Origin of the sequence: Oryzomonas sagensis (genome assembly GCF_008802355.1) — a bacterium.
GTDB classification, from domain to species: domain Bacteria; phylum Desulfobacterota; class Desulfuromonadia; order Geobacterales; family Pseudopelobacteraceae; genus Oryzomonas; species Oryzomonas sagensis.
The window spans coordinates 524,429-547,702 of record NZ_VZRA01000001.1 but is presented as its reverse complement, the minus strand read 5'-3'; the positions used below and the strand labels follow the sequence as shown (position 1 = coordinate 547,702).

The following is a 23,274-nucleotide window of genomic DNA, read 5'->3' as shown; positions in this document are numbered from 1 at the left end:
GAGTGTCCGGCATGATGAAGCATGGTGTTGTGCAGATGTTGATACGGAAAAGAGTTTCACGGGTATTCTGTGCGATAGTTATGACGATGCTCTGTATTGCTGCTGGATACGCCGACGCATTCGCAGCTATCGGATTCAAGGGTACCGCAACCGATCTGGCCGGAACGGCTAAAGCCAATATACAGGTATCGGTGACCCAGTTCCCCAATTGCTATGTCTTGACGGATGCAAGCGGCAACTATACGTATGATGATTCAAGCACGCTGTACACGAACGACGGCGGCAGCTGTTCAGCCCTTGCCGCAGGGACCTATTATGTGATGTTCACAAATCCTGCCGCGCCGGCGGGAGAAAACGCACAGATTTATTATAAGAACAAATTGACGTCACAGGCCGCTTCTGCCGATCCGGTTGCGGTTGTGGCAGGCGTTGTGACTTCCGGCATCGATGCCAAATTCGGCACCTGGGGGACCATCTCCGGCAAGGTGATAGACAACGCCACAAGTGCAGTTATTTCCGGTGTTCAGGTGAATGTCTGCGATCAGAATGGTGCGGTGCTGTCAAACATTCCCAGTGTCGTGACGGATGCCAACGGCAACTTCATTGCGGGGTTGGTGCCCGCAGGAACCTACAAACTCAAATTCAGCGGCGCCAATTATCTTGATCAAACCTCTGCGTGGACCGTCACCGCCGGGGCAGGTACGGGTATCAATACTCTTGCCCCGAACACATTACTTGTTCGTAGCCAGATAACGGGAAAGGTTACCAATTTGACCGGCACGGGGATCGCCGGCATTTGGGTCTATCTTTTAACTTCAGACAAAAGCGGAAATTTCTATGATAATTTTACCGGGGTGCAGACACTGGCGGACGGGACGTACAAAATCGGTGGTATCGCCGCCGGGCAATGTGTCGTCCAGTTTGATGACGCCAATAAAGTATATTCGGACTCAACACACAAGCATTACTACAACAATCAAACGTCACTCGGTGCGGCGGATATCATAACCGTTGCCACGAATTCAACCACATCCGGCATCAACGCAGCCCTGGCATCGAACGTCAAGCCTGCGATCACCGGTTTCAGCGCGCCGGCCACGTCGAGTTCAACGACGCTCACGGGCATTACCCTCACCGCGAGCGGTTCCAACGGTGTCACGGGCTATCTGATCACCGAGAGCTCAACGGCGCCACTCTACACCGCCAGTGGTTGGTCGGCAACCGCTCCCACCAGCTATACCGCTTCCAATAGTGGCGTCATAACCCTGTACCCCTGGGCAAAGGACTCCACCAACCTGGTGTCGGCGGTCTATGGGAGCCCGCAGACCGTGACGATAACACTGCCGTCTAACGGGATCTGCGGCTCTGCCAATGGGGGCAGCTTCTCCGTCGCCCCCACCACGAACCTCTGCTCGACCGGAACGGCTTCATCGGTAACCGGCACAGGGCCCTGGAGTTGGACGTGCGCCGGCACCAACGGCGGCACCACGGCGAGTTGTTCGGCCAGCGTGCTGGTTGTCGATACGACACCGCCCGCCCTTACGGTTTCCACCCTGCTCGATGGGGCCACCACGAACAACCCGGTGCTGAATGTCAGCGGGATCGTCAGCGATGTCGGCGGTCTTAAAAGTTTGACCGTGAAGGGGCAGACGGTCGATCCGGCCTTGATTACCGCCAGTGGGTTCTTTAGCAAGGCGGTCGTTCTGAACAGCGGCGCAAACACCGTCGCCATTGTAGCCACCGACAACGCCAACAACGTGACAACGATCACCCGCACGATTACGTACAGTTCCTCTGCTCCGCTTTTGACGGTCGACACCCCTGCGGATGTCAGCACCACGAACCAGGCCGCCATTACGGTCAGCGGCACCGTTGATGCGACCGCTACCAACGTCACGGTAACGGTCCGTAATGCCGTTGATGCCACAACCAGCACCACGTCCGCTGCCCCAGGCAGCGGAACGTATAGTTTCAGCAACATCCCCTTGACAGCGGGTGGGAATACTGTTGATATTGTCGCAACGACGCCGAGCGGCACCAGCACCGCCAAGAGGACGGTCATCTACAACAGCAGCCAGCCGAGTCTCGCCGTTACTGCCGGCGTAACCAATCCGGCCCAGACGATTACTCAGGATTTCACCACAACCAAGGTGAACATCACCCTCAATGGAACGGTCAGCAGCGATGTTACCGGTGTAAGCATAAGCGTGAGCGGCCCCTACATCACCACCCAGACGTACACCCCCGCCATCGCCGGTAATGCTTTCACGCAAACGATAGCTTTGAGCAGCGTCCAGACATATACTATTGCGGTTACCGCCACCGGCACCGGCACGGCGGCTATTCTCCGCAACATCGTCTTCCGGCCGGGAGATTGTAACGGAGATGGGAAAGTGACGTTAGGCGAAGCGAGAACCGCCATCAATCAGTACTTTTCTCCATCGAGCCCGCCCCAATGCATTGATTTGGACGAAAATGGCTCCGTTTCGCTCGGGGAAGCCAGAAAGGCAATTAATTCGTATTTTGGGCTGTAAGTTTAGAAGGTTATAGGCGGTTATACGGATGAGTGATAGACGCTTTTGGAGGAAATATGAAATTTAAGTCCATTGTGTTTTTTTTATTCTTGCAAGTTATCATGGCTGCCCCTGCATTTGCTGTTGTACCGGCACTTGACATAGGACCTCCTGCTACAACTACGTATACGGCAGGTGGCACCGTTACCGTGCCCATCACGCTCTCCAACAGTAACAACACGCTGGCCACTGTCGGTATGGATATCGGTTACGACCCCACCCAGTTGACATTTGTCAGTGCAACCGCCGGGGCATCGGCCGTTGCCGTAGGTTTTGGCGCGAGTGTCGGCGCCGACATAACGAGTAGTACCATCAGCAAACCGACGAACAACATCATCAGGTTTGGCGTGCTGCCTGTTTCGCAAACTGCCATTATTCCTGACGGCACCGTTGCCAATCTTACCTTTACGGTATCTGCAAGCGCCTCAGGGACGTTGACCCTGACAAATGCACCGTCGGCAACTGACGCACAAGGAAGCGATATCTTGCCGCCGAATATCACCGGTACCAACGAAACCTTGACCAAGGCGCTTCTGGCGCAGACCATCACATTCCCGACAATTCCGGCCAAGACCTACGGGGCCGCCGACTTCAGCCCCGGTGCCACGGCCAGTTCCGGCCTGGCGGTAAGCTATGCCAGTTCCAATACATCCGTTGCCACCATCGTCTCCGGTAACATCCATATCGTCGGTGTCGGAACCTCCACCATCACCGCCAGCCAGGGAGGCGATGCCACGTACAGTACCGCCACAAACGTCCAGCAGACCCTGACGGTCAACAAGGCGGACCAGACCATCACCTTTGGCGCGCTTGCCGCCAAGACCTACGGGGCCGCCGACTTCAGCCCCGGCGCCACGGCCAGTTCCGGCTTGGCGGTCAGCTATGCCAGTTCCAATGCGGCGGTCGCCACCATCGTTGCCGGTAACATCCATATCGTCGGTGTCGGAACCTCCACCATCACCGCCAGTCAGGCCGGCACTGCCACCGTCAACGCAGCAACAAGCGTCTCCCAGACCCTGACGGTCGGCAAGGCTGCTCTGACCATAACCGCCGACAACAAGAGCAGGCTCATCAACACGGCAAACCCGACACTGACCTACACCCCCAGCGGCTTCGTCAATAGTGAAACGGCTGCCGTCCTGAGCGGCGCTCCGACGCTTACCACCACCGCCGTCCAGTCGAGCCCGGTGGGAACCTATCCCATCACCATCGGCGCAGGAACCCTGGCTGCATCCAACTACACCTTTACCCTGGTGAACGGCACACTGACGGTCTTCAACGGCCCGACCCTGACGGTCAACACCTTGCCGGACGGCACCAGCACCAAGAATCTGACGCTTACCATCAGCGGCACCGTAACCGCCGCCACTGGAGGCAGTGCCGTTTCGGGCCTGACCATCACGGACAATGGCGGTACGCCCATCAGCGTTTCCTTCGACGGCAGCGGCAATTTCAGCACCGCCATAACATTGTCAACCGGTGCGAATGTCATTGTCGTCACCGCAACCGACGCGGGCAGCAACACCAGTACCAATACGCGTACCATTACGTTGGACCCGACCCTGGCCGATCTGACGATAACCCAACCGACCGACGGCAGTTACACCAGCAAGACCTTTGTCGATATCGTCGGAACGGTAGGCGCTCCCCAGTCCACGACAGTAACCATTACCCTCAACGGTGTCTTAAATGGCACGGCCACGCTCAATGGGGATAATTTTACCTATACGGTCAATAATCTCGTCTCGGGGGCAAATACCATTCTCATTACCGCGACAGATACCGTGACGGGCGTTCACACCGTTCAGAGAAACATTACTTCGGATACCAACGCCCCCACCCTACAGATAACCAGCCCGGCTCAGGACGTCACGATCCGCAATTCAAGCATCACCCTGAGCGGCACGGTCACGGATGCCGTTACCAGCGCCCAGATCAGCATCTCGGCAAATGGCCAGACATACACCCCGGCGGTCGCGGCCGACGGCAGCTTCAGCCAGCTTATCCCGTTACCGGATTTCAAGACGTATCCGATTATCGTTACCGCTACCGACTTGGCGCTGAACGCCGCCACGGTACAGCGCAACGTGATCAGGGCGTACCCCACGGGTGCGCTGGATGGTACCTCGACACCGACCGTTGCCGATGCTATAAAGGTGCTGCGTTTTTCCTTGGGCCTGGACACGCCGACCGCTGCCCAATTGGTCAACTGCGACGTCGGTCCTCTGGACGGCAACAAAAAGCCGTCGCCGGATGGCGTGATCGATATCCGCGATGTTCTCTTGGTTCTTGAGAGGGCCGTTGGGACAATTACTTGGTAAACGTGCAAACAACCATTACGGAGAGGTAAATATGAATGTTATAAAAGGTTTGGTATTGCTTGGCATGGTACTCGCACTTTCCGCCTGCGGCAGCGGTGATTATGGCAACTCCGCATCAACCGTCGTCAGCGGTGTGGCCTCCGCCGGGATCATTTCGGGCGGCACGGTGAAGGTGTTTGCTGCCTACAGCAGTGCCAACGAGGTTAAAAAACAACTCGGCAGCACCGGGACAACCGATGCCAACGGTATTTACAAGATCGATATTGGCTCCTATACCGGGCCGGTGATCGTCGAGGTGACCGGGGGCAGCTACACCGACGAGGCCACATCCCCAAGCACCATGACCATTCCGGCAGCTGCCCCTTTGCGTGCGGCCGTGAACGCTGCCGGCGGCCCCCTCAGCGTTGCGGTCACCCCCCTGACCGAACTTGCCCTCAGGCTGGCGAAAACCGCCGGCAACAAGCTGACCAAGACAAATATCGATGCGGCCAACAGCATGATATCGCAACTGTTCAAGATGGACATCATTGCCACATTGCCGGTTGCTCCTACGGCAACCGCGTTCAGTGCAGCCACCCAGGCACAGAAGGACTATGCCCTGGCCCTGGCGACCATTTCGCAATTTATGAAAACCAATTCTTCCACAGACCTATCGGCTCAACTTGGCGTTTTACTTGAGGGAATCGGTCTGACCACCGGCATGTCAGCGGGGACAACCACTAATCTAACAACCGCGCTTAGCGCATTCCTTGCCGATACCACCCATAATCAAACCGGCGTGACAACTGTTTTCGACACCGGCCTGCAAAATATCGGCACCACCACTATGACATTGACCCTTGCTTTGAGCGGAACCAACGTTGCGTCGGTCAAGGCGATTCAAACGACAATCAATCTGCCCACCGGGATCAAAGTCCGCGCTCACGCCATTACCAGCGGCGAACCGCTGGACGGCGTTCTTACCCCACTGGCGGGGAGCACGTCGTCGTTGCTTAACGGGAGTTATACCTCCACAACCACCCCGGCCACACTCAAATTGAACTTTGCCACAGCAGGTACAGGTAACTTGGTTGCTGGCGATATCATCAGGGTGGTCTTTGACGTTACGCAGGGGACCGTCGCCCCCTTGGCATCGGCTTTTAGCCTGACCAATACCGTGCTGGTCGATGCCAACACAGCGGATGTGACCGGCGTGACGTTAAGCGTACATAAATGATCTTGAGGAAATAAAAGACCGAGAGCCGGGGCGCATAGTCGCCCCGGCTCTCTTCTGTCTGATGAATGCCAGATTCCGTTCCGGCAGCTTCAGGGGATAAGAGGCGTAAAGCGTTCCGCGTAGCGCTCGATCAACCCCCGGGCCGTTTTCTTCATGCCGGTCTTGTAGGGCCCAACGACCACCAGGTTCAGGTTTTGCGGCGCAAAGAGGGCGCGGGCCGTTTCCTGCAGCATCTCCGCCGTGATGCGGCGCGCCTCTTCCTGGTCCTCCTCGATGCTCCGCTTGACCCCCACCAGTTCCCCCCAACCGTAGCGCACCCCCATTTCGTACGCCGAGTCGCGGCTGTATTCCAGGTCGAAGATGTAGGACTGGCGGAACCGGTCCAGTTCTGCCGTTGTCATCGGTGCGTCCGCCATGCGCCGGAGTTCGTCCAGGGTGACCTCGATCGCCTGGGGCAGGTTCGCGGGGGCGGTGGAGAGGTCGAAGGTCAGGCAGCCGGTCTCGTCGTAGGCCCCAACGGCCCCCTCCACGGAATAGACGATCCCCAGCTCCTCCCGCAGCCGCAGGTGCAGGCGCGAACTGCCGCCGCCGGCCAGGATTCGGCGCAAGAGGCGAACGGCCATGAAGTGGCGGTCGTTGCGGGGAAAGCCCAGGAAGGAAAGCTGCAGATTTACCTGGCTGTCGGAGTCGCGCACGAAGCGGATCTGGGGGGTGGTGTTGCGCTTGGTGACCATGGGGGTCGGCGGCGCTGTCGCCCCGCCCCAGGCGCCGAAGACCTCGCCGGCGGCGGCGAAGACTTCACGGCTGCGCACCGGCCCGGCAACCACGACCACCGCGGAGGTGGGTACATAGTAGCGTTGCAGGTGCGCCGCCAGGTCTGCCCGGTCGATGGCGGCAATGCTCTCCAGGGTGCCGATGGTCGGCATGCCCAAGGGGTGGCGCGGCCAGAGGAGGCGGCTGGTGATGGTGTCGGGGTTGACCTCGTCCCCCCGCTCGTTCAGGTCTTCCCGCGCCTCCTCCGCAATGATGCGCTGTTCGACCTCGATTCCCTCCAGAAGCGGCCGCAGCAGCATGGAGGCGAAGATTTCCAGGCCGTGCCGCACATGGTCCGGGTGGACGCGGGAATAGTAGCAGGTGGATTCGGCGTCGGTGGCGGCATTGGGAGCCCCGCCGACCGCCTCGAAGGCGGTCTCGATCGCAAGGGACGAGGCATAATCGGCCGTGCCGCGGAAGAGGATGTGTTCCAGAAAGTGGGACAGTCCCTCCCTGCCGGGCGGGTCGTTGCGCCCCCCAACCTTGACGTAGATCGCCAGTTCGGCCGCATGCAGGTGGGGCATCTCGACGCATACGACCCGCAGGCCGTTGCTCAGGGTGTGAAGAAACGGCCGGATCATGCCAGCGCCTCCCGGATCCGCTCGATGGCCTGGCGGTAGGCTTCCGGCGTCAGGAGCACGTCGTCATGGGGCTCGGCCCAGATGGGGCGCGGCCAGAGCGGCTCCGAGGCGAAGCGGGGCACCAGATGCCAGTGCATATGGGGGACCATGTTGCCCAGGAGTTCGTAGTTGATCTTGTCGGGCCGGAAGGTGGCGAACAACGCCTCGGCCACCCGGCTGATCTCTTCCATCAGCTCGCCCCGCACCCGGCGATCAAGGTGGAACAGCTCGGTAACGTGGGTTTTGCTGAACAGCAGCGTGTAACCGGGGAAGAACTGGTCGCGGTTGAGGATGACATAGGAGTGTTCGAGTTCGGCGATGCGCAGATCGGCGTCGCTCTCCCAACGGCTGCACATGGGGCATGGTGATAGGGTCATGGATAGCTCCGGTATGTTCTTATTTTTTCCAGCGGGTGCGCAGGCGCGCCAGTTCCTTGCCGTCCCGCTGGCTTGCGATCTGGTGCAGGCAGCAGGTTGTCGGCTCCGTGTCCGTAACGGCGCAGCGGGACGTAATGCTGTCGCCGTGCCGGACCTCGGCCCGGAAGGCGATCTCCAGTTCGGTCAGGCAGCCCGTCGCCACGGCATCGGGCACCGCTTCCAGCGCCCATCCCGCATAGATGGTGTTGTTGACGTGGTGGTTCATGTCCAGGTCGCCGCGCAGTACCCGGAACCCCATCTCTGTTGTGGCGGCTTCGGGAAAGGGGGGCAACGGCGCGAAGTCGTCGTCGACCGCCCGCCCGGACACCAGCGGATAGGGGGGGAGGTTCCCGTCCAGGCGGACCGGGCGGCGGGTGGCGACCTTCATTACCGCCCACGAGGTGGTCGCCCGCGCCACGCAGGCGCCAAGGCGGTCGCACAGTTCGAACTCGCGGCAGGTGAAGAGCCCCTGGCGGGTCGCGGGCCAGGTTCGGAGCGTCACGGTTTCCCCGGCGCGGGGATAGCGTTCCACCAGCAGATGGATGCGTGACAGCACCCAGGTCAGCCCCAGCTTGTGCAGGTCCGCCAGGGAGACGCCCAGCAGGGCCGCATGCATCCCTGCCGTGTCCTGCAGGTAGTTGAGCAGGGTCGCCACCCGCAGATTGCCGCAACTGTCCAGGTCATGGTAGCGAACCGGAAAATCATTCGTGAAAATGCTTGGTTCCATGCGTGCCTTTTTTTGTGAATAGTGAATGGCGAAACGTGGGTGGCAAAGGCTTTTTCACGATTCATCCATTCACGTTTCACGCCCTCATTCGTAGCGCAGTGCGTCGATGGGACTGAGCCCGGCCGCCTTGCGGGCCGGGTAGAAACCGAAGAAGATGCCCACCGCACCGGAGAAGATGAAGGCGACGCTGACGGATTCGACCGAGATAAGCGTCGGCCACGACAGGATCCGGGAGACGACCATGGCCCCCGCCCCCCCCAGGCAGATGCCGATCAGGCCGCCGATCATGGTCAGCAGCACCGCCTCGGTCATGAACTGGAGGAGGATGTCGTTCTTGCGCGCGCCGATGGCCATGCGGATGCCGATCTCCCGGGTCCGCTCGGTAACGGACACCAGCATGATGTTCATGATGCCGATGCCGCCGACGAGCAGGGAGATGGAGGCGACTGCGCCCAACAGCAGGGACATGGCCTTCGAGGATTGCTCGGCCACGGCCAGGATCTCCGAGAGGTTGCGGGTGGAAAAATCCGGCTCCTTGCTGCCGGTGATGCGGTGCCGCTGTTTGAGCAGGTCATTGACCTCGTCTTCGGCCTTGCTCAGGAGGGCCTCGCTTTTGGCCTTTATCATGACCGCCCCCACGGTGTTGGGGAACTGGGAGCCGACCAGTTTGCGCTGGGCCGTGCGGAGCGGCACGAAGATCACATCGTCCTGGTCGGTCCCCTGGGGGGATTGCCCCTTGCGCTCCAGGAGGCCGACCACGGTGAAGGGGACCTTCTTGATGCGCACCATCTTGCCCACCGGGTCGGTGGAGCCGAACAGGTTCTCCGCCACGGTCTGCCCCAGCAGACAGACCTTGGCGGCGCTGTCCACGTCCTGCTGGACAAGGCTGCGGCCGCTTGTCACCGGCCATTCGCGGATATCGAACATCTCCGGCGTGCTCCCCATGATGATGGTGGACCAGTTCATGTTGCCGTAGACCACTTGGCCCGTGCTGCGCACCGTGGGAGCGGCGGTCTCCACCGAGGGACACTCGGCCATGATGGCCTTGGCGTCGTCGCTGGTCAGGGTCTGGCTGGCGCCGCTGCCGATGCGGATGCCGCCGCTGGTGGTGGAGCCGGGGATGACCAGTATGATGTTGCTGCCGATGCTGGCGATCTGCTGGGAGATGACGTGGCGTGCCCCGGCCCCCACGGCCATCATGGCGATCACGGCCGCGATGCCGATGATGATCCCCAGCATGGTCAGAAACGAGCGCAGCTTGTTGGTGCGCAGGGCCCGCAGGGCTATTTTCAGGGTTTGGAGGAGGTCCACGTATAAGCCCTCGATCTCAAAAAACTTGCCCTCCACGAGTCCGTAGAAAGCTCCCGCAAGCTCTGCTTGCGGGGAACGTGACGAGCGTAACGCAGCAGATGGACTTTTTACGGATTCGCCCCGGTATCCCCGATGATCTGCCCGTCGCGGAAGGTTATCCTGCGTCCGGCATAGGCCGCCACATCCGCCTCGTGGGTGACCATGATGATGGTGATGCCGCGCCTGTTCAGGTCGGTGAACAGGTCCATGATCTCCTCGCTGGTCGAACTGTCCAGGTTGCCGGTCGGTTCGTCGGCCAGGATCACCGCCGGGTTGTTGACCAGGGCTCGGGCGATGGCCACCCGCTGTTGCTGCCCCCCGGAAAGCTGGCTGGGGTGATTGCCCTCCTTGCCCCCCAGCCCGACCTGCTCCAAGGCCGTTAGCGCCATTGCGCGGCGCTCCCTCGCGGACAATCCGGCATAGACCAGGGGGAGTTCCACGTTCTCCACCGCCGGGGTACGGGCCAGCAGGTTGAACCCCTGGAAGACAAAGCCCAGCTTCCTGTTGCGGATGCCGGCCAGCCGGTTGAGGTCTATGCCGGCCACATCGAGGCCGTCCAGCAGGTAGGTGCCCGAACTGGGGTGATCCAGGCAACCCAGGATGTTCATACAGGTGGACTTGCCGCTGCCCGATGCGCCCATGATGGCCACAAATTCACCTGCGGCGACGTTGAAGGAAATGCCCCGCAATGCCTCGAATCGCTGGTCGCCCATGGTGAACACGCGGCGGATATCCTTGAGGGAGATGACCTCGCCCATGGTTTAGAAACGCGGGCCCATGGGAGAGCCGCCGCTCTTCTTCTTGGCGTCGCCGCCCACCTGTTCGACGATGACCGCATCCCCCTCCTTCAGCCCCCCTTCCGTCAGCTCGATGGAGCCGGCGTCGGAGATGCCGGTCTTTACCGTGATGGGGACCGGTTTGTTCTCCTTGAGGATGTAGACCCGTTGCCCCTTATCCCGGCGTTGGCCCTTACCCGCTTCCGGCTGTGCGGGGCGTGCGTCCCTGGCCGCGCTCTCCCTTGTCTTCGGCTTGAAGCGCAGGGCGGCCGGCGGGAGCTTGAGCACGTTGTCCTTGCGGGCCACCTCGATGGATACGTTGGCGGTCATGCCCGGTTTGAGCTTCAAGTCGCTGTTGTCCACATTGACCACCACGATGTAGGTGACCACGTTCTGGGTGATGATCGGGGCGCTGCGGATCTGGACCACCTTGCCCTTGAAGGTCTGTTCCGGGTAGGAATCCACCGTAAAGGAGGTGGGCTGGCCGAGGGTAATGCGGCTGATGTCGGCTTCGTCCACGCTGACCTCGATCTGCATCTTGGTCAGGTCCTGGGCGATGGTGAAGAGGGTCGGGGTCTGGAAGGAGGCCGCCACGGTCTGCCCCACATCCACCGCGCGGGAGATGACGGTGCCGTCCACGGGCGAGCGGATGACCGAGTAATTCAGGTTGGTGCGGGCCTGCATGAGCGCCCCGCGGGTCTGGACCACGCTCCCCTCGGCCGCCTTGATGCCGGTCTTGGCCGATTGCCACGCGGTTTCGGCCACATCGTAGTCGCTTTGGGAGATGATGCCGTCGGCCAGCAGCTTTTTGGTGCGTTTCATGGTCCGCTCCGCGTCGGCCAGCGTGACCCTGGCCTTCATCAGGTTGGCCTCGGCGTTGCGGTAATTTCCCGCGGCCTGCTCCACCGCGGCCCTGAAGAGCGACGGGTCGATCTCGGCAATCGGTTGCCCCTTTTTGACCCGCGAGTTGTAATCGACGTAGAGCTTCTGAATGGTGCCCGAGACCTGGGTGCCGACCTGGACGGTGATGACGGCGCTCAGGTTGCCGGTGGCCGACACGGCGGCAATAATGGCCCCCCGCTCGACCCTGGCGGTTTTGTAGCTGATCTCGGGCGTGCGTTTGAGAAAGAAGACGGCTGCGGTGCCGGCCGCGAGCAGGATGGCAGCCAGGATGAGGAGATATTTTTTCATGCCGTTCTCTTTCGCTTTGCAGACAGCCAACTGGAGTGGAATGCCATTGTTGCTCGAACCGGCATCATAACAGATTACCTTCAAAAAAAAAGCCCCCTGTCCAGAGGGCAGGGGGCTTTTTCGAAACGCCCGCGGCGGATCACGCAGCGGGCCGGCTAGGGCAACCCTCTTTGCAGTGGGATACCGGACGAATTCTGAATCTTGCAGTCCACATGGTCGGGTTCTCCTTTCGTGGCTGTAAAATAAGACTGAATCAATCTTATATGAGCCGGTGGAAATGTCAACTCAAAATAATTCATTTCAGGTGGCAACTCAGGCAGAGGGATGAGTCCTTTTGTCTCGAATAAATGAAGTAATTATATGAGTTTTCGGGGTCTGCCACATTTTTTGTATTGTGCATATCGTGGCAGGTGGCGCAGGTGACATACTTGCCTTGATATAGGCAGCTCGCAACGGTAACGGTTCCATTGCCGTTGTGCCAGAGTGCATTGGGAGATTTATAGTCATCCGGCTTGCTTTGAACTATTTTCAGATAATCGAAGCCTATGGGGTGGTCATTGCTGAGGTCGCTACTCATGCCTACGCCTGCGCCGCCAAAGGCGTCGGATCTCAAATTCGGATGGGTATCGCTGGCAATGGTTCCGTCATGGCAAGAAAGACATATTTTGGTAGGCCCCATGGTGAGATCTTCTATGAACGCGTCGAACGTGGCGCTTGCGTAGGGGGCAAAGGATTTATTGGCCGCTGCGGCCCAGAGGAGTGGCGGAGTCAGTGTCGTTCCTTTTTCAGCATGATGCGGCACATGGCAATAAACACAAATTCGTCCCTGCGGGTCTTGCCCCTGCAAGGTGAACATATTCAGGTCATGTTTTGATCCTTTGACGCCTGTCCCGGCATTGGGCCCACAGTAAGCTACCATGACACCCTGGCATAGAAAAATGATTATGGAGATGACGCAAGAAAAATATATTTTCACAATGGTCCACTGCCAGTAAATTATCGCCGGTTGAATCCGGTTCATAGAAAATTTATTTAAATTGCAATATGTGGACCGCTGGAGGCAAATAAATGGAGCTTTCGCGAAGCTATTATAAGGTGCTAACAAATCAAGGATAATAGTTGTCACTATTTCAGGCGAAGCACTGGCAAACGAGCTTTGGCCGCAGGGTGTCGCCATATCGCAGTTCTGTTGCCGTTGGACGTCCGCTAAATAGCCGCCTGGCCTTGACATGGTGCCGTTTTCGGATTACAGAACGTACTAGTTTTTATTACAATAGAGTTGCATTTTCTGGAGAACATCTCATGTCGCTACAGGTTTCATTCGTCGGTGCGGGACCGGGGGCCGCCGACCTCATCACTATCCGCGGCGCGCGGCTCTTGCGCCATGCCGATGTGGTCGTCTATGCCGGCAGCCTGGTGGACCGGGAGCTGGTCCGTCGTTATGCCGCCACGGCGGATGTGTACGATTCGGCCGGCATGACCCTCGACGAGGTTCTCTCCGTGGTCATGGAAGCCGTCTCGGCCGGCAAGAGCGTGGTGCGGCTTCATACCGGCGACCCATCGATCTACGGCGCCATCCAGGAACAGATGGAGGCTCTGGACCGCCTGGGGGTGGCGTACCGGGTGGTGCCCGGCGTGACCAGCGCCTTTGCCGCCGCCGCCGCCCTCAAACAGGAACTGACCCTGCCGGAAGTGTCCCAGTCGGTGATCTTCACCCGCATGGAGGGGCGCACGCCGGTGCCGGAACGGGAACGCCTCAGCCGGATCGCCGGCATCGGCGCCACGCTGGTGATCTATCTCTCGGTGGGCATGATCGACCGGGTGGTGGAAGAGCTTCTGGCCGGCGCCTACACCCCGGAGACCGCCGCCGCCGTGGTCTGCCGCGCCTCCTGGGAGGATGAGTTGATCATCGAGGGGACCCTGGCCGATATCGCCGCCAAGGTCCGGGAGGCGGGCATCGACCGCCAGGCCCTGATCATCGTGGGCGATGTGCTGGCGGCGCGCCGCGAAGGGCTCACGGCCCGCTCGCTGCTCTACGACGACGGTTTCTCCCACGGTTTTCGCGGCGGCGCCATAGGGTGACATGCGCGTCGCCGTGATCGCCATAACCCGTAACGGGGCGCAGTTGGGGCAGCGGTTGCGGGGAGGGCTGCCCGAAGCGGAGCTGCATGTTTCCAGCCGCTATGCCGGCCAGGCCGGAACGGCCAGGCGCCTCTTCGACCCTGCCGACCTGAAGACGCTGGCCGCCGCACTCTGGAAGGGGTACGACGGTTTCGTCTTCATCATGGCCGCCGGCATCGTGGTGCGCATGATCGCGCCGCTTCTGGAGTCCAAGGAGACCGACCCGGCCGTGGTGGTGATGGACGATGCGGGCAAATTCGCCATCTCGCTCATTGCGGGCCATCTGGGCGGCGCCAACGAACTGGCCGAACGCTGCGCCTTCATCACCGGAGCGCGGCCGGTCATCACCACCGCCACCGATGTCAATGGTCTCCCCTCCTTTGACCTCCTGGCCAAGGAGCAGGGGTGGGTGATCGACGACATCGGCCGGGTCAAGGTGCTCAACCGGCTGCTCCTGGACGGCGAGGAGATCGCCGTCGTCGATCCCACGGGGAAGACGCGCTGCTGGCTGTGCGGTCGGGGCAAGACCTCCTTCCACGACACCTTTGCCGAGGCCATGGAGAGCCCGGCCCAAGGATTCCTGTTCGTAACCAATCGTCATCTTCCGCCCCAGACCCAGCCCGACAACCTGCTGATCCTGCGCCCCAGCAACCTGGTGTTGGGCATCGGTTGCAACCGCGGCACGACGGTGGACGATATCGATGATTTCGTTACGGCTCAACTCAAGCGCATCTTCCTCTCCCGCAAGAGCGTGCGCCTGGTGGCCACGGTAGCGGTCAAGCGAGACGAGGATGGGCTGATCGCCTTTGCTGAGCGGTTGGGCGTTCCCCTGGCGTTCTTCGGGAGCGACGAATTGAATGCCGTCGCCGCCCCGTCGCCGCCGTCGTCCCATGCCATGGCGGCCATCGGCGCCTCGGGGGTGGCGGAACCGGCGGCCATACTCGGTTCGGGGGGCGGAAGATTGCTGCTGAAGAAGGTCAAGTCGGAGAACGTCACCCTGGCGGTGGCCGAGATCGAGGAAGAGGAGCCCCATGTCTGAAAAACCCCTGATAGCGATCACCATGGGCGATCCCTGCGCCATCGGGCCGGAGATCATCGTCAAGGCGTTGGGCAATCCCCAGGTAGCCGCGGGGTGCACGCCCCTGGTCGTCGGCGACAGGGGTGCCCTTGACCGGGCGGCGCACGTCTGCGGTTCGCGGCTGAAACCCGTCGAAATCGTTGCGCCCGAGGAGGCGCGCCACGTCCCGGAGGGCGCCGTGGCGTTAATGCCGGTTTCCCGCCTGCCCGAAGGGGATATGCAGTACGGGAAGCCCACGCTGGCTGCCGGCGATGCCGTCCATAGCTATATCTGCACGGCTGCCCGCCTCTGCCTGGCGGGCCGGGTGGCGGCCATGGTCACGGCGCCCATCAACAAGGAGGCCATGAACCGCGCCGGCCATGTGTACCACGGGCACACCGAACTTTTGGCCGAGCTGTGCGGGGTGGACGATTATGTGATGATGCTGGCGGGCGATGTGCTCCGGGTCAGCCTGGTGACGATCCATGAGGCGCTTCGTGCCGTTCCCGGCCTGATCACCAGGGACCGGGTGCTGAATACGATCCGGGTCACGGCGGACGGGGTCCGGCGCCTGACCGGCAAATCCGCCCCGCGCCTGGCGGTGCTGGCGCTCAACCCGCACTGCGGCGAGGGTGGGATGTTCGGCAACGAGGAGGAACTGGCAATCGCACCGGCCATCGAAGCGGCGCAGCACGAGGGGATCGACGCCCAGGGGCCGCTTTCGGCGGATACCCTTTTTCATTTCGCTCAACAGGGTTTGTACGACGGAGTGGTGGCCATGTACCATGACCAGGGGCTGATACCGCTCAAAATGCTCCATTTCGACGACGGGGTCAACGTCACGCTGGGATTGCCGATTATCCGCACATCGGTGGACCACGGCACGGCCTATGGTCTGGCAGGGACCGGCACGGCTTCGGAGAAGAGCCTGCTGGCGGCCATCAGGATGGCCATGGGAATGGCGGGTGTATAAAGGGGAGGCAGTGTGGAGGGAAATTATTCACCTGAAAAACCCCGGCGGCAGCGGCGGGGTTTCTTCTTCAGCCCGTAAAGGCATTCAGCATCTTGGCCGCGACATCCTTGCCGCTGATACTGTAGGTGCCCGCCGCCAACTGGTCCCTGATGGAGGCGACTTTCTCCCAACGGATGGTGTCCTCAGTAGGGGCGGCAGACAGCAGCTTCGCGGTGGTCGATGAAAGCTCGACGCTGAATGCGTCCCCCTCATCCTGTGTCGATGTGGCATCGGCGCTCCTCTGCGCGGATGAACCTTTTATCTCTTTTCTCTGCGGCTTGGCCAGGGCTTGAACACCGGTTTCGATCTTCATGGCGGCCTCCTCTGCAAACGTGCTCTTCTGCTCTTTTAAACTACATCGGCAGAGTAGGGGTAAAGCTTTAATCCAATTTGGAACCTGCCGCGGTTTCCCGGATAAACCGGCCGTATCTCTGGTCGGTGCCCTTGATGTGGGAGATCGTCCAATCGATCAGAAAATCCAGGGTCTTGCCGCTCAACTCCTCCCCGCTCGTGACGCCGGTATGCAGATCCTTGAGCTTGGCAACGAAAAAATCGTGTTCCTGGCGGTGGCCCGTAAAGCCGGGAAAGTTATGGGCAAGCATCAGGCGCTCCTCGGCGGAGAAGTGCTCGTGAACGTAGTTGATCAGGTTTTGCAGGACCTCGTCGATGATCCGGGCGCCCTCGCCCTTCTGCACCGCGTCGCCCAGCGCCTTGATCCAGCCGAGCAACTGCTTGTGCTGGCTGTCGACGGCGGGAAGATGCAGCGCCATGCTTTCATCCCACTCAGGAAGTGCCATAATTCCCTTACCCCTTACTTTTCAGGTTGTTTGAGATCCAGTTCGCGGACAGCGCCTAAGGCGGTCAGCGGTTTGTCGAATTTGGCGGCGTCGCCCACCACCACCAGTTTAAACGCCTCGGGCCTCAGATGCCTTCGGGCGGCAGCCAGCACCTCCTCCTTCGTCACCCGGGCGATGTTGTCCCGATAGCCTTCCAGGTAGCCGGGAGCATAGCCGTAGAACTCCAGTCGCGCCCGTTGGGTCACGATGGAAGCGGGGCTGGTGAAACCGAACATGAAGGAGTTGATGATATAATCCTTGGCCGCCTTCAATTCCTGGTCGCTCACCGGCTCCCTGGTCATGCCGGCGATGATCTCCTCCATCAGGGAGACGGCCCTGCCGGTGGACCCGGCCTTGGTCTCGGTCTCGGCGATGAAGGTGCCGGTGAAGCGCCGACCCACGTCGAAGCGGCTGTCAACGTTGTAGGCCAGTCCCTGATTGGTGCGGATCTCCATGGTCAGGCGCGAGGTGAAGCTCCCCCCCAGGATATAGTCCATGATACGCAGGGCGTAGATGTCGGGGGAGTCCTTGGTGACCCCCAGGTGTCCCATGCGGATCACGGTCTGGTTGACCTCTTTTTTGCCGTAGATCACCTCGGGGCGGAATTCCGCCTTCGGCTGGGGAATATCCGGCAGCGCCGCCGGAGGGGTAATGGCCGGTTTGCCGAAAACGGCGTTCAACTCCCTGAGCAGGGCCCCACGGTCGAAATCCCCCGATATCGCCAGGATCACCCTGTCCGGCCGGAAGAAGCGACGGTGGAAATCAACCATGTCCTGGCGCGTAATGGCGTTGGCCGAGGCAAAGGTGGGAACCGCGCCCAGGGGGTGGCCGGCGTAGATGGCCCGGTTGAGTTCCCGCCCGGCGATCTCCTTGGGGTCGTCGTTCTGCCGCCGCAATCCTTCGATCAGGTGCTTGCGGGCGAGATCGACCCGCTTCTGGCTGAAGTCGGGGTGCAGCAGCACATCGCCGAAGATGCGCAGGGTCCGGCTGAAGTTCTTGGTGAGCGACGTCAGGGAGACCGTGCCCATGTCGGGGCCGATGCCGCTCTCCACCGCCGAGGCCATGAACTCCAGTTCGTCGTCCATCTGTTCCGGCGAGAGTCCGCCGGCGCCGCCGCTGCGCATGACGCTGCCGGTCAGGGCCGCCAGGCCGGCTTTGGCAGCCGGCTCATAGACCGATCCGGTGCGGACCAGGGCGGTGATGTTGATGATGGGCAATTCCGTGTCCCGCAGCAGATAGACCGGCATGCCGCATTCCAGCACCACCCGTTCGGCGGTGGGGATCTCGAAGCGCAACTCGGGGAAGCTCATGGTGCGGGGATCGGCCTTTCCGCCGTCGGCGGCGGCAACAGCCGCCCATGCCGTAACAAGGAGCACGAGGGAGAGGATCAGTCGTTTCATTTGCCGTCACCCCCCTTTTTGCTGAGGAATCCAACCATGCGGTTCTCCTCGGTGAAATACTGTCTGGCAACCCGCTGGATATCGGCGGCGGTGACCGACGCCACCTTGCGGCGGTATTCGGTCATGTAGCGCCAGGTGCCGGCGACCGCCTCGTACTCGGTCAGGTTGCGGGCCAGGCCGCCGTTGGTGCCCATCCTGCGGGCATCTTCGTATTCGATCTTGTTGAGGACGCGCTGCAGGTCCCGCGCGGCGACCGGTTCGGTCTTGAGCCGTTCCAGTTCACGGAGGATGGCCTCCTCAACCTCCCTGGTGGTATGGGGGGCGCGGGGGTTGGCGTTGACGAGGAAGAGGTTGGGATAGCGGCTGCCCGGGGCATCGAAGACCCCCACCTCCGTGGCGATCTGCTTTTCGATGACCAGCTTCTGGTACAGGCGCGAGGTCCGGCCGTTGCCCAGGATCATGCTGATCACGTCGAAGACGTAGTCGTCGGCCGCGTTGATGGCCGGCTTGTGGAAACCGACCATCATGGTCGGCTCGGCCTCGGCCACCAGTTCGATGCGCCGTTCCCCTTCCTGCTTCGGTTCTTCGGCAGTGACCGGCGCCGGGAGTTTCCCGGGCTTGATGGCGCCGAAATAGCGTTCCACCAGGGCGATGGTCGCCTCGGTGTCGATGTCCCCCACGATGGCCACGATGGCGCTCTGGGGGCCGTAGTAGGAGTGGAAGAAGCGCTCGGCCTTGGTGCGGGTCAGGTTCTCGATATCCGACATCCAGCCGATGGTGGGATGGGCGTAGGGATGGACCAGGAAGCCGGAGGCGACGAAGGTCTCCCACAGCTTGTTCTCCGGGTCGGCGTCGGTGGAACGGCGGCGTTCTTCCATCACCACGGCCCGCTCCGAATAGAACTCCCGCAGCACGGCGTTCTGCATGCGGTCGGACTCGATGGCCGCCCACAACTCCAGCTTGTTGGCCGGCAGGTTGATCAGGTAGGTGGTGCCGTCGCGGCTGGTGAAGGCGTTGTACCCCACGCCGCCGTTCTTGGCGTACAGTTCGAAGAACTCATCCTTGATGACATACCGGGACGCCTCCGCCTCCAGCGCCGCCAACTGTTTTTCCAGATCGGCTATCTTGGCCTTGTCTCCCTTATCCCCCCTGGCCTTCTCCGCGATCATCGCCTGGGCGGTCTGTTCGATCTTGTCCAAAAGCGGCTTTTCCGCGGCATAGTTCTTGGTCCCCAGGGTGGTGGTGCCCTTGAAGAGCATATGTTCCAGCATGTGGGCGATGCCCTGCTCGTCGCTCCGCTCGTCCACGCTCCCCACCCGGAACCGGATCCAGGCCGCCACGGTCGGGGAGGTATGGCGCTCCACCAGCAGGAGTTTCATGCCGTTCTTCATGGTATGCTCGACGACCTTGTCTTCCAACCCTGAGGCAAAGAGGCTGGTTGAGCACAGGCAGAGCGCTATGAGAAACAACCACATCCGTTTCATAGGTTTTCACCTCTGGTTTTTCTTTTCGTCCGGCACGGTGCCGGTCTCCTGATCGGAGGCCGGGCACCGTGTCTATCATGGTAAGATGATGGGCGATTTAAAACAATGAGAATTTGATGTATTTGCGGGGATGCTCCTTGAAATCCTTCACCAGGGCGTCCAGGTTGTCCACCATGTGGTTCATGCGTTCGTACAACTCCTTGTCGGTCACCAGCTTGCCGGCCGTTCCCTCGCCGCTCTTGATCCTGGCGGTAACCTCCTCGATGGACTTGACCGAATTGTCGGCCCGGGTCAGCAGCGACAGCCCCTTGTCGTAGAACTCCCGGTCATTGATCAAAAGACCGAGGGTGCTGTCCCTGGAGGTGATCTTCTTGTTCAGCTCCCGCACATAGTCGGCGGCATCATTGCTCTTTTGCGCCAGGGTGACCAGCTTGTCGTAGAGCGCCTTGTCGTAGATCAGCTTGTTCATGGTGCCGTCGGACTCCTGGATGTCCCGGAGCGTCTGGTCGGCCCGGTTGAGGATGCTGACCAGCCTGTTGTAGGGCTCGGGGTTGCGGTTCAGCTTGCCCAGGGTCCCCTCGCCGCGGTTGATGGTGACCGCCAGCGCGTGGAGTTCGCCGGTCAGGCTGACGATGTTGGTGTAGAGGCTGGCGTCGGTGGTCAGCTTGCCCAAGGTCCCCTTGCCCTGGGTGATATTGTCCACGATCGTGTTCAGGCGGTCGAAGGTGGTGCCGGCTTTCTGCACCACGTCGTCCAGCTTCACGACCGGTGTGCCGCGCAGAACGGCGACCGGTTTTTCGAAATAGTACTGCGACGGGGTGATGTCCACGTATTTTTCCCCCATGAGCCCCCGGGTCTTGATGGTGATCTTCGAATCGGCGCCGATCTTTTTCAGGGCCTCGTCATCGATCTCCAGGCGGATATCCACCTCGTTGGTCTTTTGGGGATCGGCGAAACGGATATCGGTCACGACCCCCACGTCCACCCCGGCCAGCCAGACCGGGGCGCCCTCCTTGAGGCCGGCCACGTCGTCCATCACCACCTGCAATTTCCCCTTGGGGACGAACATCTTGGTCTTCTGCCCCATGAGCAGCACCCCGCCGGCAACGCATATCATCGCTACGAAGATGAACACGCCGGCGCGTACCTGGGCCCAGCCTATCTTGTTGCTCCGTTCCATATAATTTCACCTGTTCCGGTTTAAAATCACAATCCGCCGCAGAGCCGCGGAGAACATCTTTGAGAAAACGCAGGGTGGTGAATCTTGAGATGAGCTGGAAAACGCTGCCGTCGTTCCGGCGCTCATCTGCTCGAAAACTCTGTGATCCCTCCGTGGCTCCGTGGCAATAATGCGTGTTTACACAAACAGCGACTCTTGCGTCGGCTGCAAGAACTCCTGCACCTCCGGGATCGTGCAGGCCCGCATCTGGGCCTCGGTCCCCTCGAAGATCATCCGCGCCTGGTGCAGGAAGGTGAAGCGCTCCGAGGTGGCGAAGGCTGTGGCCAGGTCGTGGGTCACCATGAGGGTGGTCTTCCCCTCGGCCTGCAGGCGCTGCATCAGGTTGCAGATGTTATAGACACCGATGGGGTCGAGGCCGGTGGTCGGCTCGTCGAAGAAGATGAAATCCGGGTTGGCCGCCAGGGCGCGGGCGATGGCGACCCGTTTCTTCATGCCGCCCGACAGTTCGGCGGGATAGAGGTTCACGGCCTCTTCCACACCCACGAAGGAGAGCTTTTCCCGCACGATCCGTTCGATCTCCCCTTCGGTGAGGCGCCCCTCCTCGAACAGCCGGTAGCCCACGTTCTCCCCCACGGTCATGGAATCGAACAGCGCCCCTCCCTGGAAGACGATGGCGATGCGCTTGCGTTGTTCGCTGAAGATTGACTCCGGTTGGCCGGTGATGCAGACGTCGCCGATGCAGACCCGCCCCGATTGGGGGGGGAGCAGCCCCAGGAGCAGCTTGAGGATCGTGGTCTTGCCGGCGCCGCTTACCCCCAGGATGGTGCGGTTGACCCCCCGCTCCAGGCAGAAGTCGAAATCCTCCAGGATCTTCCGCCCCCCCACCGAGTAGGACAGTTTCTCCATGCGGATGGAATCGCTGCCGCTCATTTGGGTTCCGCTCCGCCCATGATCAGGATGATCCGCCACTCATCGGCCGTTACCGGCAGGACCGAGAGCCGGCTGCGCTTGACCAGCGGCATTTCGGCCAGAAGGGGGTTGCCCTTGATCTGTTCGAGGGAGACCGGCCGGGGCAGCGGCTCGCCATAGCGCACGTCCACCATGTACCAGATCGGGTTCTCCGGCGACGCCTTGGGGTCGAAATGCTCGCCCGCCGGGTTCATGGCCGTGGAATCGGGGTATCCCCCCCGCACCACCTCGGCAATGCCGACAACGGCAGGCTCGGGGATATTGCTGTGGTAGAACAGCACCCGGTCGCCCGGCTTGATCCGGTCCCGCAGGAAATTGCGCGCCTGGTAGTTGCGCACCCCGTCCCACGGTTCGGTCATGTTCGGGCGGGCCTTCAGGTCGTCGAAGGAGAAACAGCCCGGTTCGGTTTTGAAGAGCCAGTAGGCCATGGTTATCCTATCCCCTGAAGACCACGAAGATCTTGGTCAGGAAGAAATCGAACATCAGGATCAGCACCGACGAAACCACCACCGCCTGTTTGGCCGAGTTGCCCACCCCCTCGGCGCCGCCGCGGGTGTTGAGCCCCACGTAGCAACCGGTCATGGCGATCAGGAAGCCGAAGAAGGTCGGTTTGACCAACCCCTCGATCAGGTCCTGGAAGACCATGAATTGAGGGATGCCCTTGAGGTACATGGTGGGGTTGATGCCGTAGCCCGAGGCCATGATATAGCCACCCAGGAGCGAGACGGCGTCGGCCACCGCGGTCAGGAGCGGCAGCGCCAGGAGCATGGCCTTCAGCCGCGGCGCCACGAGCCGCTTGACGATGTCGGTCCCCTCCACCCGCATGGCGTCAACCTGCTCGGTGACCACCATGGTGCCCAACTCCGCGGTAATGGCGGAGCCGACCCGGCCGGCCACCATGAGGGAGGCCAGCACCGGCCCCAACTCCTTGATCATGGTCACCGCCACCATGCCCCCCACGTAGCTGGTGGCGGCAAAGGGCTTGAGCTGCACCAGGGCCTGCAGGGCCATGACCATGCCGGTGAACAGGCCGGTCAGCATACAGATGAACAGGGAGGAAAAACCGAGTTTATCGAACTGCACGGCGAATTCGCGGTAATAATAGGGACGGCGGAACATGCGTGCGAAGGTCGTGGCCGCCAGGGCGAACCACCCCTGGAGCTCGGCGAAGAAGCGCAGCATGAGCTTGTCGATGACGGTAATATTCATAGT

General features: G+C 61.0%; 21 protein-coding genes. 6 read left to right on the top strand and 15 right to left on the bottom strand.

Translation table 11 applies throughout. From position 1 onward, the window contains the following. Nucleotides 1–11 precede the first annotated feature (11 nt). From F6V30_RS02455 to F6V30_RS02445, 3 genes are read left to right on the top strand one after another with little or no spacing between them, the layout of a single operon-like run. Nucleotides 12–2,534: a carboxypeptidase regulatory-like domain-containing protein gene (locus F6V30_RS02455; protein WP_151154920.1), complete on the top strand. Its 2,523-nt coding sequence runs from the start codon at nucleotides 12–14 to the stop codon at nucleotides 2,532–2,534. A 56-nt stretch (nucleotides 2,535–2,590) separates the two neighbouring features. Next, nucleotides 2,591–4,894: an MBG domain-containing protein gene (locus F6V30_RS02450; protein WP_151154919.1), complete on the top strand. Its 2,304-nt coding sequence runs from the start codon at nucleotides 2,591–2,593 to the stop codon at nucleotides 4,892–4,894. Nucleotides 4,895–4,925: 31 nt separating this feature from the next. Beyond that, complete coding sequence (locus tag F6V30_RS02445; protein ID WP_151154918.1) at nucleotides 4,926–6,110, top strand: hypothetical protein; 1,185 nt, start codon at nucleotides 4,926–4,928, stop codon at nucleotides 6,108–6,110. An 89-nt stretch (nucleotides 6,111–6,199) separates the two neighbouring features. On the opposite strand, the gene F6V30_RS02440 is transcribed toward F6V30_RS02445, so the two are convergent. The 7 genes from F6V30_RS02440 to F6V30_RS02410 form a co-directional block, all read right to left on the bottom strand. Then, entirely contained in the window at nucleotides 6,200–7,504 is a 1,305-nt protein-coding gene (locus tag F6V30_RS02440; RefSeq protein ID WP_151154917.1) for a M16 family metallopeptidase, read from the bottom strand. Then, nucleotides 7,501–7,935 carry an HIT family protein gene (locus F6V30_RS02435; RefSeq protein WP_275938128.1) on the bottom strand — a complete coding sequence of 145 codons (435 nt, stop codon included), beginning with the start codon at nucleotides 7,933–7,935 and terminating at the stop codon, nucleotides 7,501–7,503. The genes F6V30_RS02440 and F6V30_RS02435 overlap by 4 nt, the downstream gene beginning before the upstream one ends. Before the next feature lie 4 nt (nucleotides 7,936–7,939). Continuing rightward, the gene (locus F6V30_RS02430; RefSeq protein ID WP_151154915.1) at nucleotides 7,940–8,686 is read right to left on the bottom strand and encodes an acyl-[acyl-carrier-protein] thioesterase; all 747 of its coding nucleotides are present in this window, start codon (nucleotides 8,684–8,686) and stop codon (nucleotides 7,940–7,942) included. An 84-nt stretch (nucleotides 8,687–8,770) separates the two neighbouring features. Beyond that, complete coding sequence (locus F6V30_RS02425) at nucleotides 8,771–9,997, bottom strand: ABC transporter permease (protein ID WP_151154914.1); 1,227 nt, start codon at nucleotides 9,995–9,997, stop codon at nucleotides 8,771–8,773. A gap of 107 nt (nucleotides 9,998–10,104) precedes the next feature. Beyond that, complete coding sequence (locus F6V30_RS02420; protein ID WP_151154913.1) at nucleotides 10,105–10,794, bottom strand: ABC transporter ATP-binding protein; 690 nt, start codon at nucleotides 10,792–10,794, stop codon at nucleotides 10,105–10,107. A 3-nt stretch (nucleotides 10,795–10,797) separates the two neighbouring features. Continuing rightward, nucleotides 10,798–12,003 (bottom strand): efflux RND transporter periplasmic adaptor subunit, encoded by a 1,206-nt coding sequence (locus F6V30_RS02415; RefSeq protein WP_151154912.1) that lies wholly within the window; start codon nucleotides 12,001–12,003, stop codon nucleotides 10,798–10,800. 295 nt (nucleotides 12,004–12,298) lie between these two features. Next, nucleotides 12,299–13,180, bottom strand: a complete 882-nt coding sequence (locus tag F6V30_RS02410) for a hypothetical protein (RefSeq protein WP_151154911.1) — start codon at nucleotides 13,178–13,180, stop codon at nucleotides 12,299–12,301. Between the two features lie 125 nt (nucleotides 13,181–13,305). Between F6V30_RS02410 and cobM the strand changes: the two genes are divergently transcribed. From cobM to pdxA, 3 genes are read left to right on the top strand one after another with little or no spacing between them, the layout of a single operon-like run. After that, nucleotides 13,306–14,085, top strand: coding sequence for a precorrin-4 C(11)-methyltransferase (cobM, locus tag F6V30_RS02405; RefSeq protein ID WP_151154910.1), 780 nt, complete (start codon nucleotides 13,306–13,308; stop codon nucleotides 14,083–14,085). 1 nt (nucleotide 14,086) lies between these two features. Continuing rightward, the gene (locus tag F6V30_RS02400; RefSeq protein WP_151154909.1) at nucleotides 14,087–15,163 is read left to right on the top strand and encodes a cobalt-precorrin 5A hydrolase; all 1,077 of its coding nucleotides are present in this window, start codon (nucleotides 14,087–14,089) and stop codon (nucleotides 15,161–15,163) included. Next, a complete protein-coding gene (gene pdxA / locus F6V30_RS02395) occupies nucleotides 15,156–16,154 on the top strand; it encodes a 4-hydroxythreonine-4-phosphate dehydrogenase PdxA (protein WP_151154908.1) in 999 nt (332 codons plus the stop codon). Before F6V30_RS02400 ends, pdxA begins: the two co-directional genes overlap by 8 nt. A 67-nt stretch (nucleotides 16,155–16,221) precedes the next feature. Here the strand turns inward: pdxA and flgM are convergent, their stop codons facing one another. The 8 genes from flgM to F6V30_RS02355 form a co-directional block, all read right to left on the bottom strand. Next, complete coding sequence (gene flgM / locus F6V30_RS02390) at nucleotides 16,222–16,506, bottom strand: flagellar biosynthesis anti-sigma factor FlgM (RefSeq protein ID WP_151154907.1); 285 nt, start codon at nucleotides 16,504–16,506, stop codon at nucleotides 16,222–16,224. Between the two features lie 67 nt (nucleotides 16,507–16,573). Further along, entirely contained in the window at nucleotides 16,574–16,990 is a 417-nt protein-coding gene (locus F6V30_RS02385; RefSeq protein ID WP_151154906.1) for a bacteriohemerythrin, read from the bottom strand. A gap of 14 nt (nucleotides 16,991–17,004) precedes the next feature. Continuing rightward, nucleotides 17,005–18,429, bottom strand: a complete 1,425-nt coding sequence (locus tag F6V30_RS02380) for a M16 family metallopeptidase (RefSeq protein ID WP_151154905.1) — start codon at nucleotides 18,427–18,429, stop codon at nucleotides 17,005–17,007. Beyond that, nucleotides 18,426–19,913 carry a M16 family metallopeptidase gene (locus tag F6V30_RS02375; protein ID WP_151154904.1) on the bottom strand — a complete coding sequence of 496 codons (1,488 nt, stop codon included), beginning with the start codon at nucleotides 19,911–19,913 and terminating at the stop codon, nucleotides 18,426–18,428. Before F6V30_RS02375 ends, F6V30_RS02380 begins: the two co-directional genes overlap by 4 nt. Nucleotides 19,914–20,010: 97 nt before the next feature. After that, entirely contained in the window at nucleotides 20,011–21,093 is a 1,083-nt protein-coding gene (locus tag F6V30_RS02370; RefSeq protein WP_151154903.1) for an MlaD family protein, read from the bottom strand. 177 nt (nucleotides 21,094–21,270) lie between these two features. Beyond that, on the bottom strand, nucleotides 21,271–22,023 hold the full coding sequence (locus F6V30_RS02365; protein ID WP_151154902.1) for an ABC transporter ATP-binding protein: 753 nt from the start codon (nucleotides 22,021–22,023) through the stop codon (nucleotides 21,271–21,273). Continuing rightward, nucleotides 22,020–22,490, bottom strand: coding sequence for an EVE domain-containing protein (locus F6V30_RS02360; protein ID WP_151154901.1), 471 nt, complete (start codon nucleotides 22,488–22,490; stop codon nucleotides 22,020–22,022). Before F6V30_RS02360 ends, F6V30_RS02365 begins: the two co-directional genes overlap by 4 nt. Nucleotides 22,491–22,497: 7 nt before the next feature. Continuing rightward, nucleotides 22,498–23,244: an MlaE family ABC transporter permease gene (locus F6V30_RS02355; protein ID WP_420850263.1), complete on the bottom strand. Its 747-nt coding sequence runs from the start codon at nucleotides 23,242–23,244 to the stop codon at nucleotides 22,498–22,500. Nucleotides 23,245–23,274 lie beyond the last annotated feature (30 nt).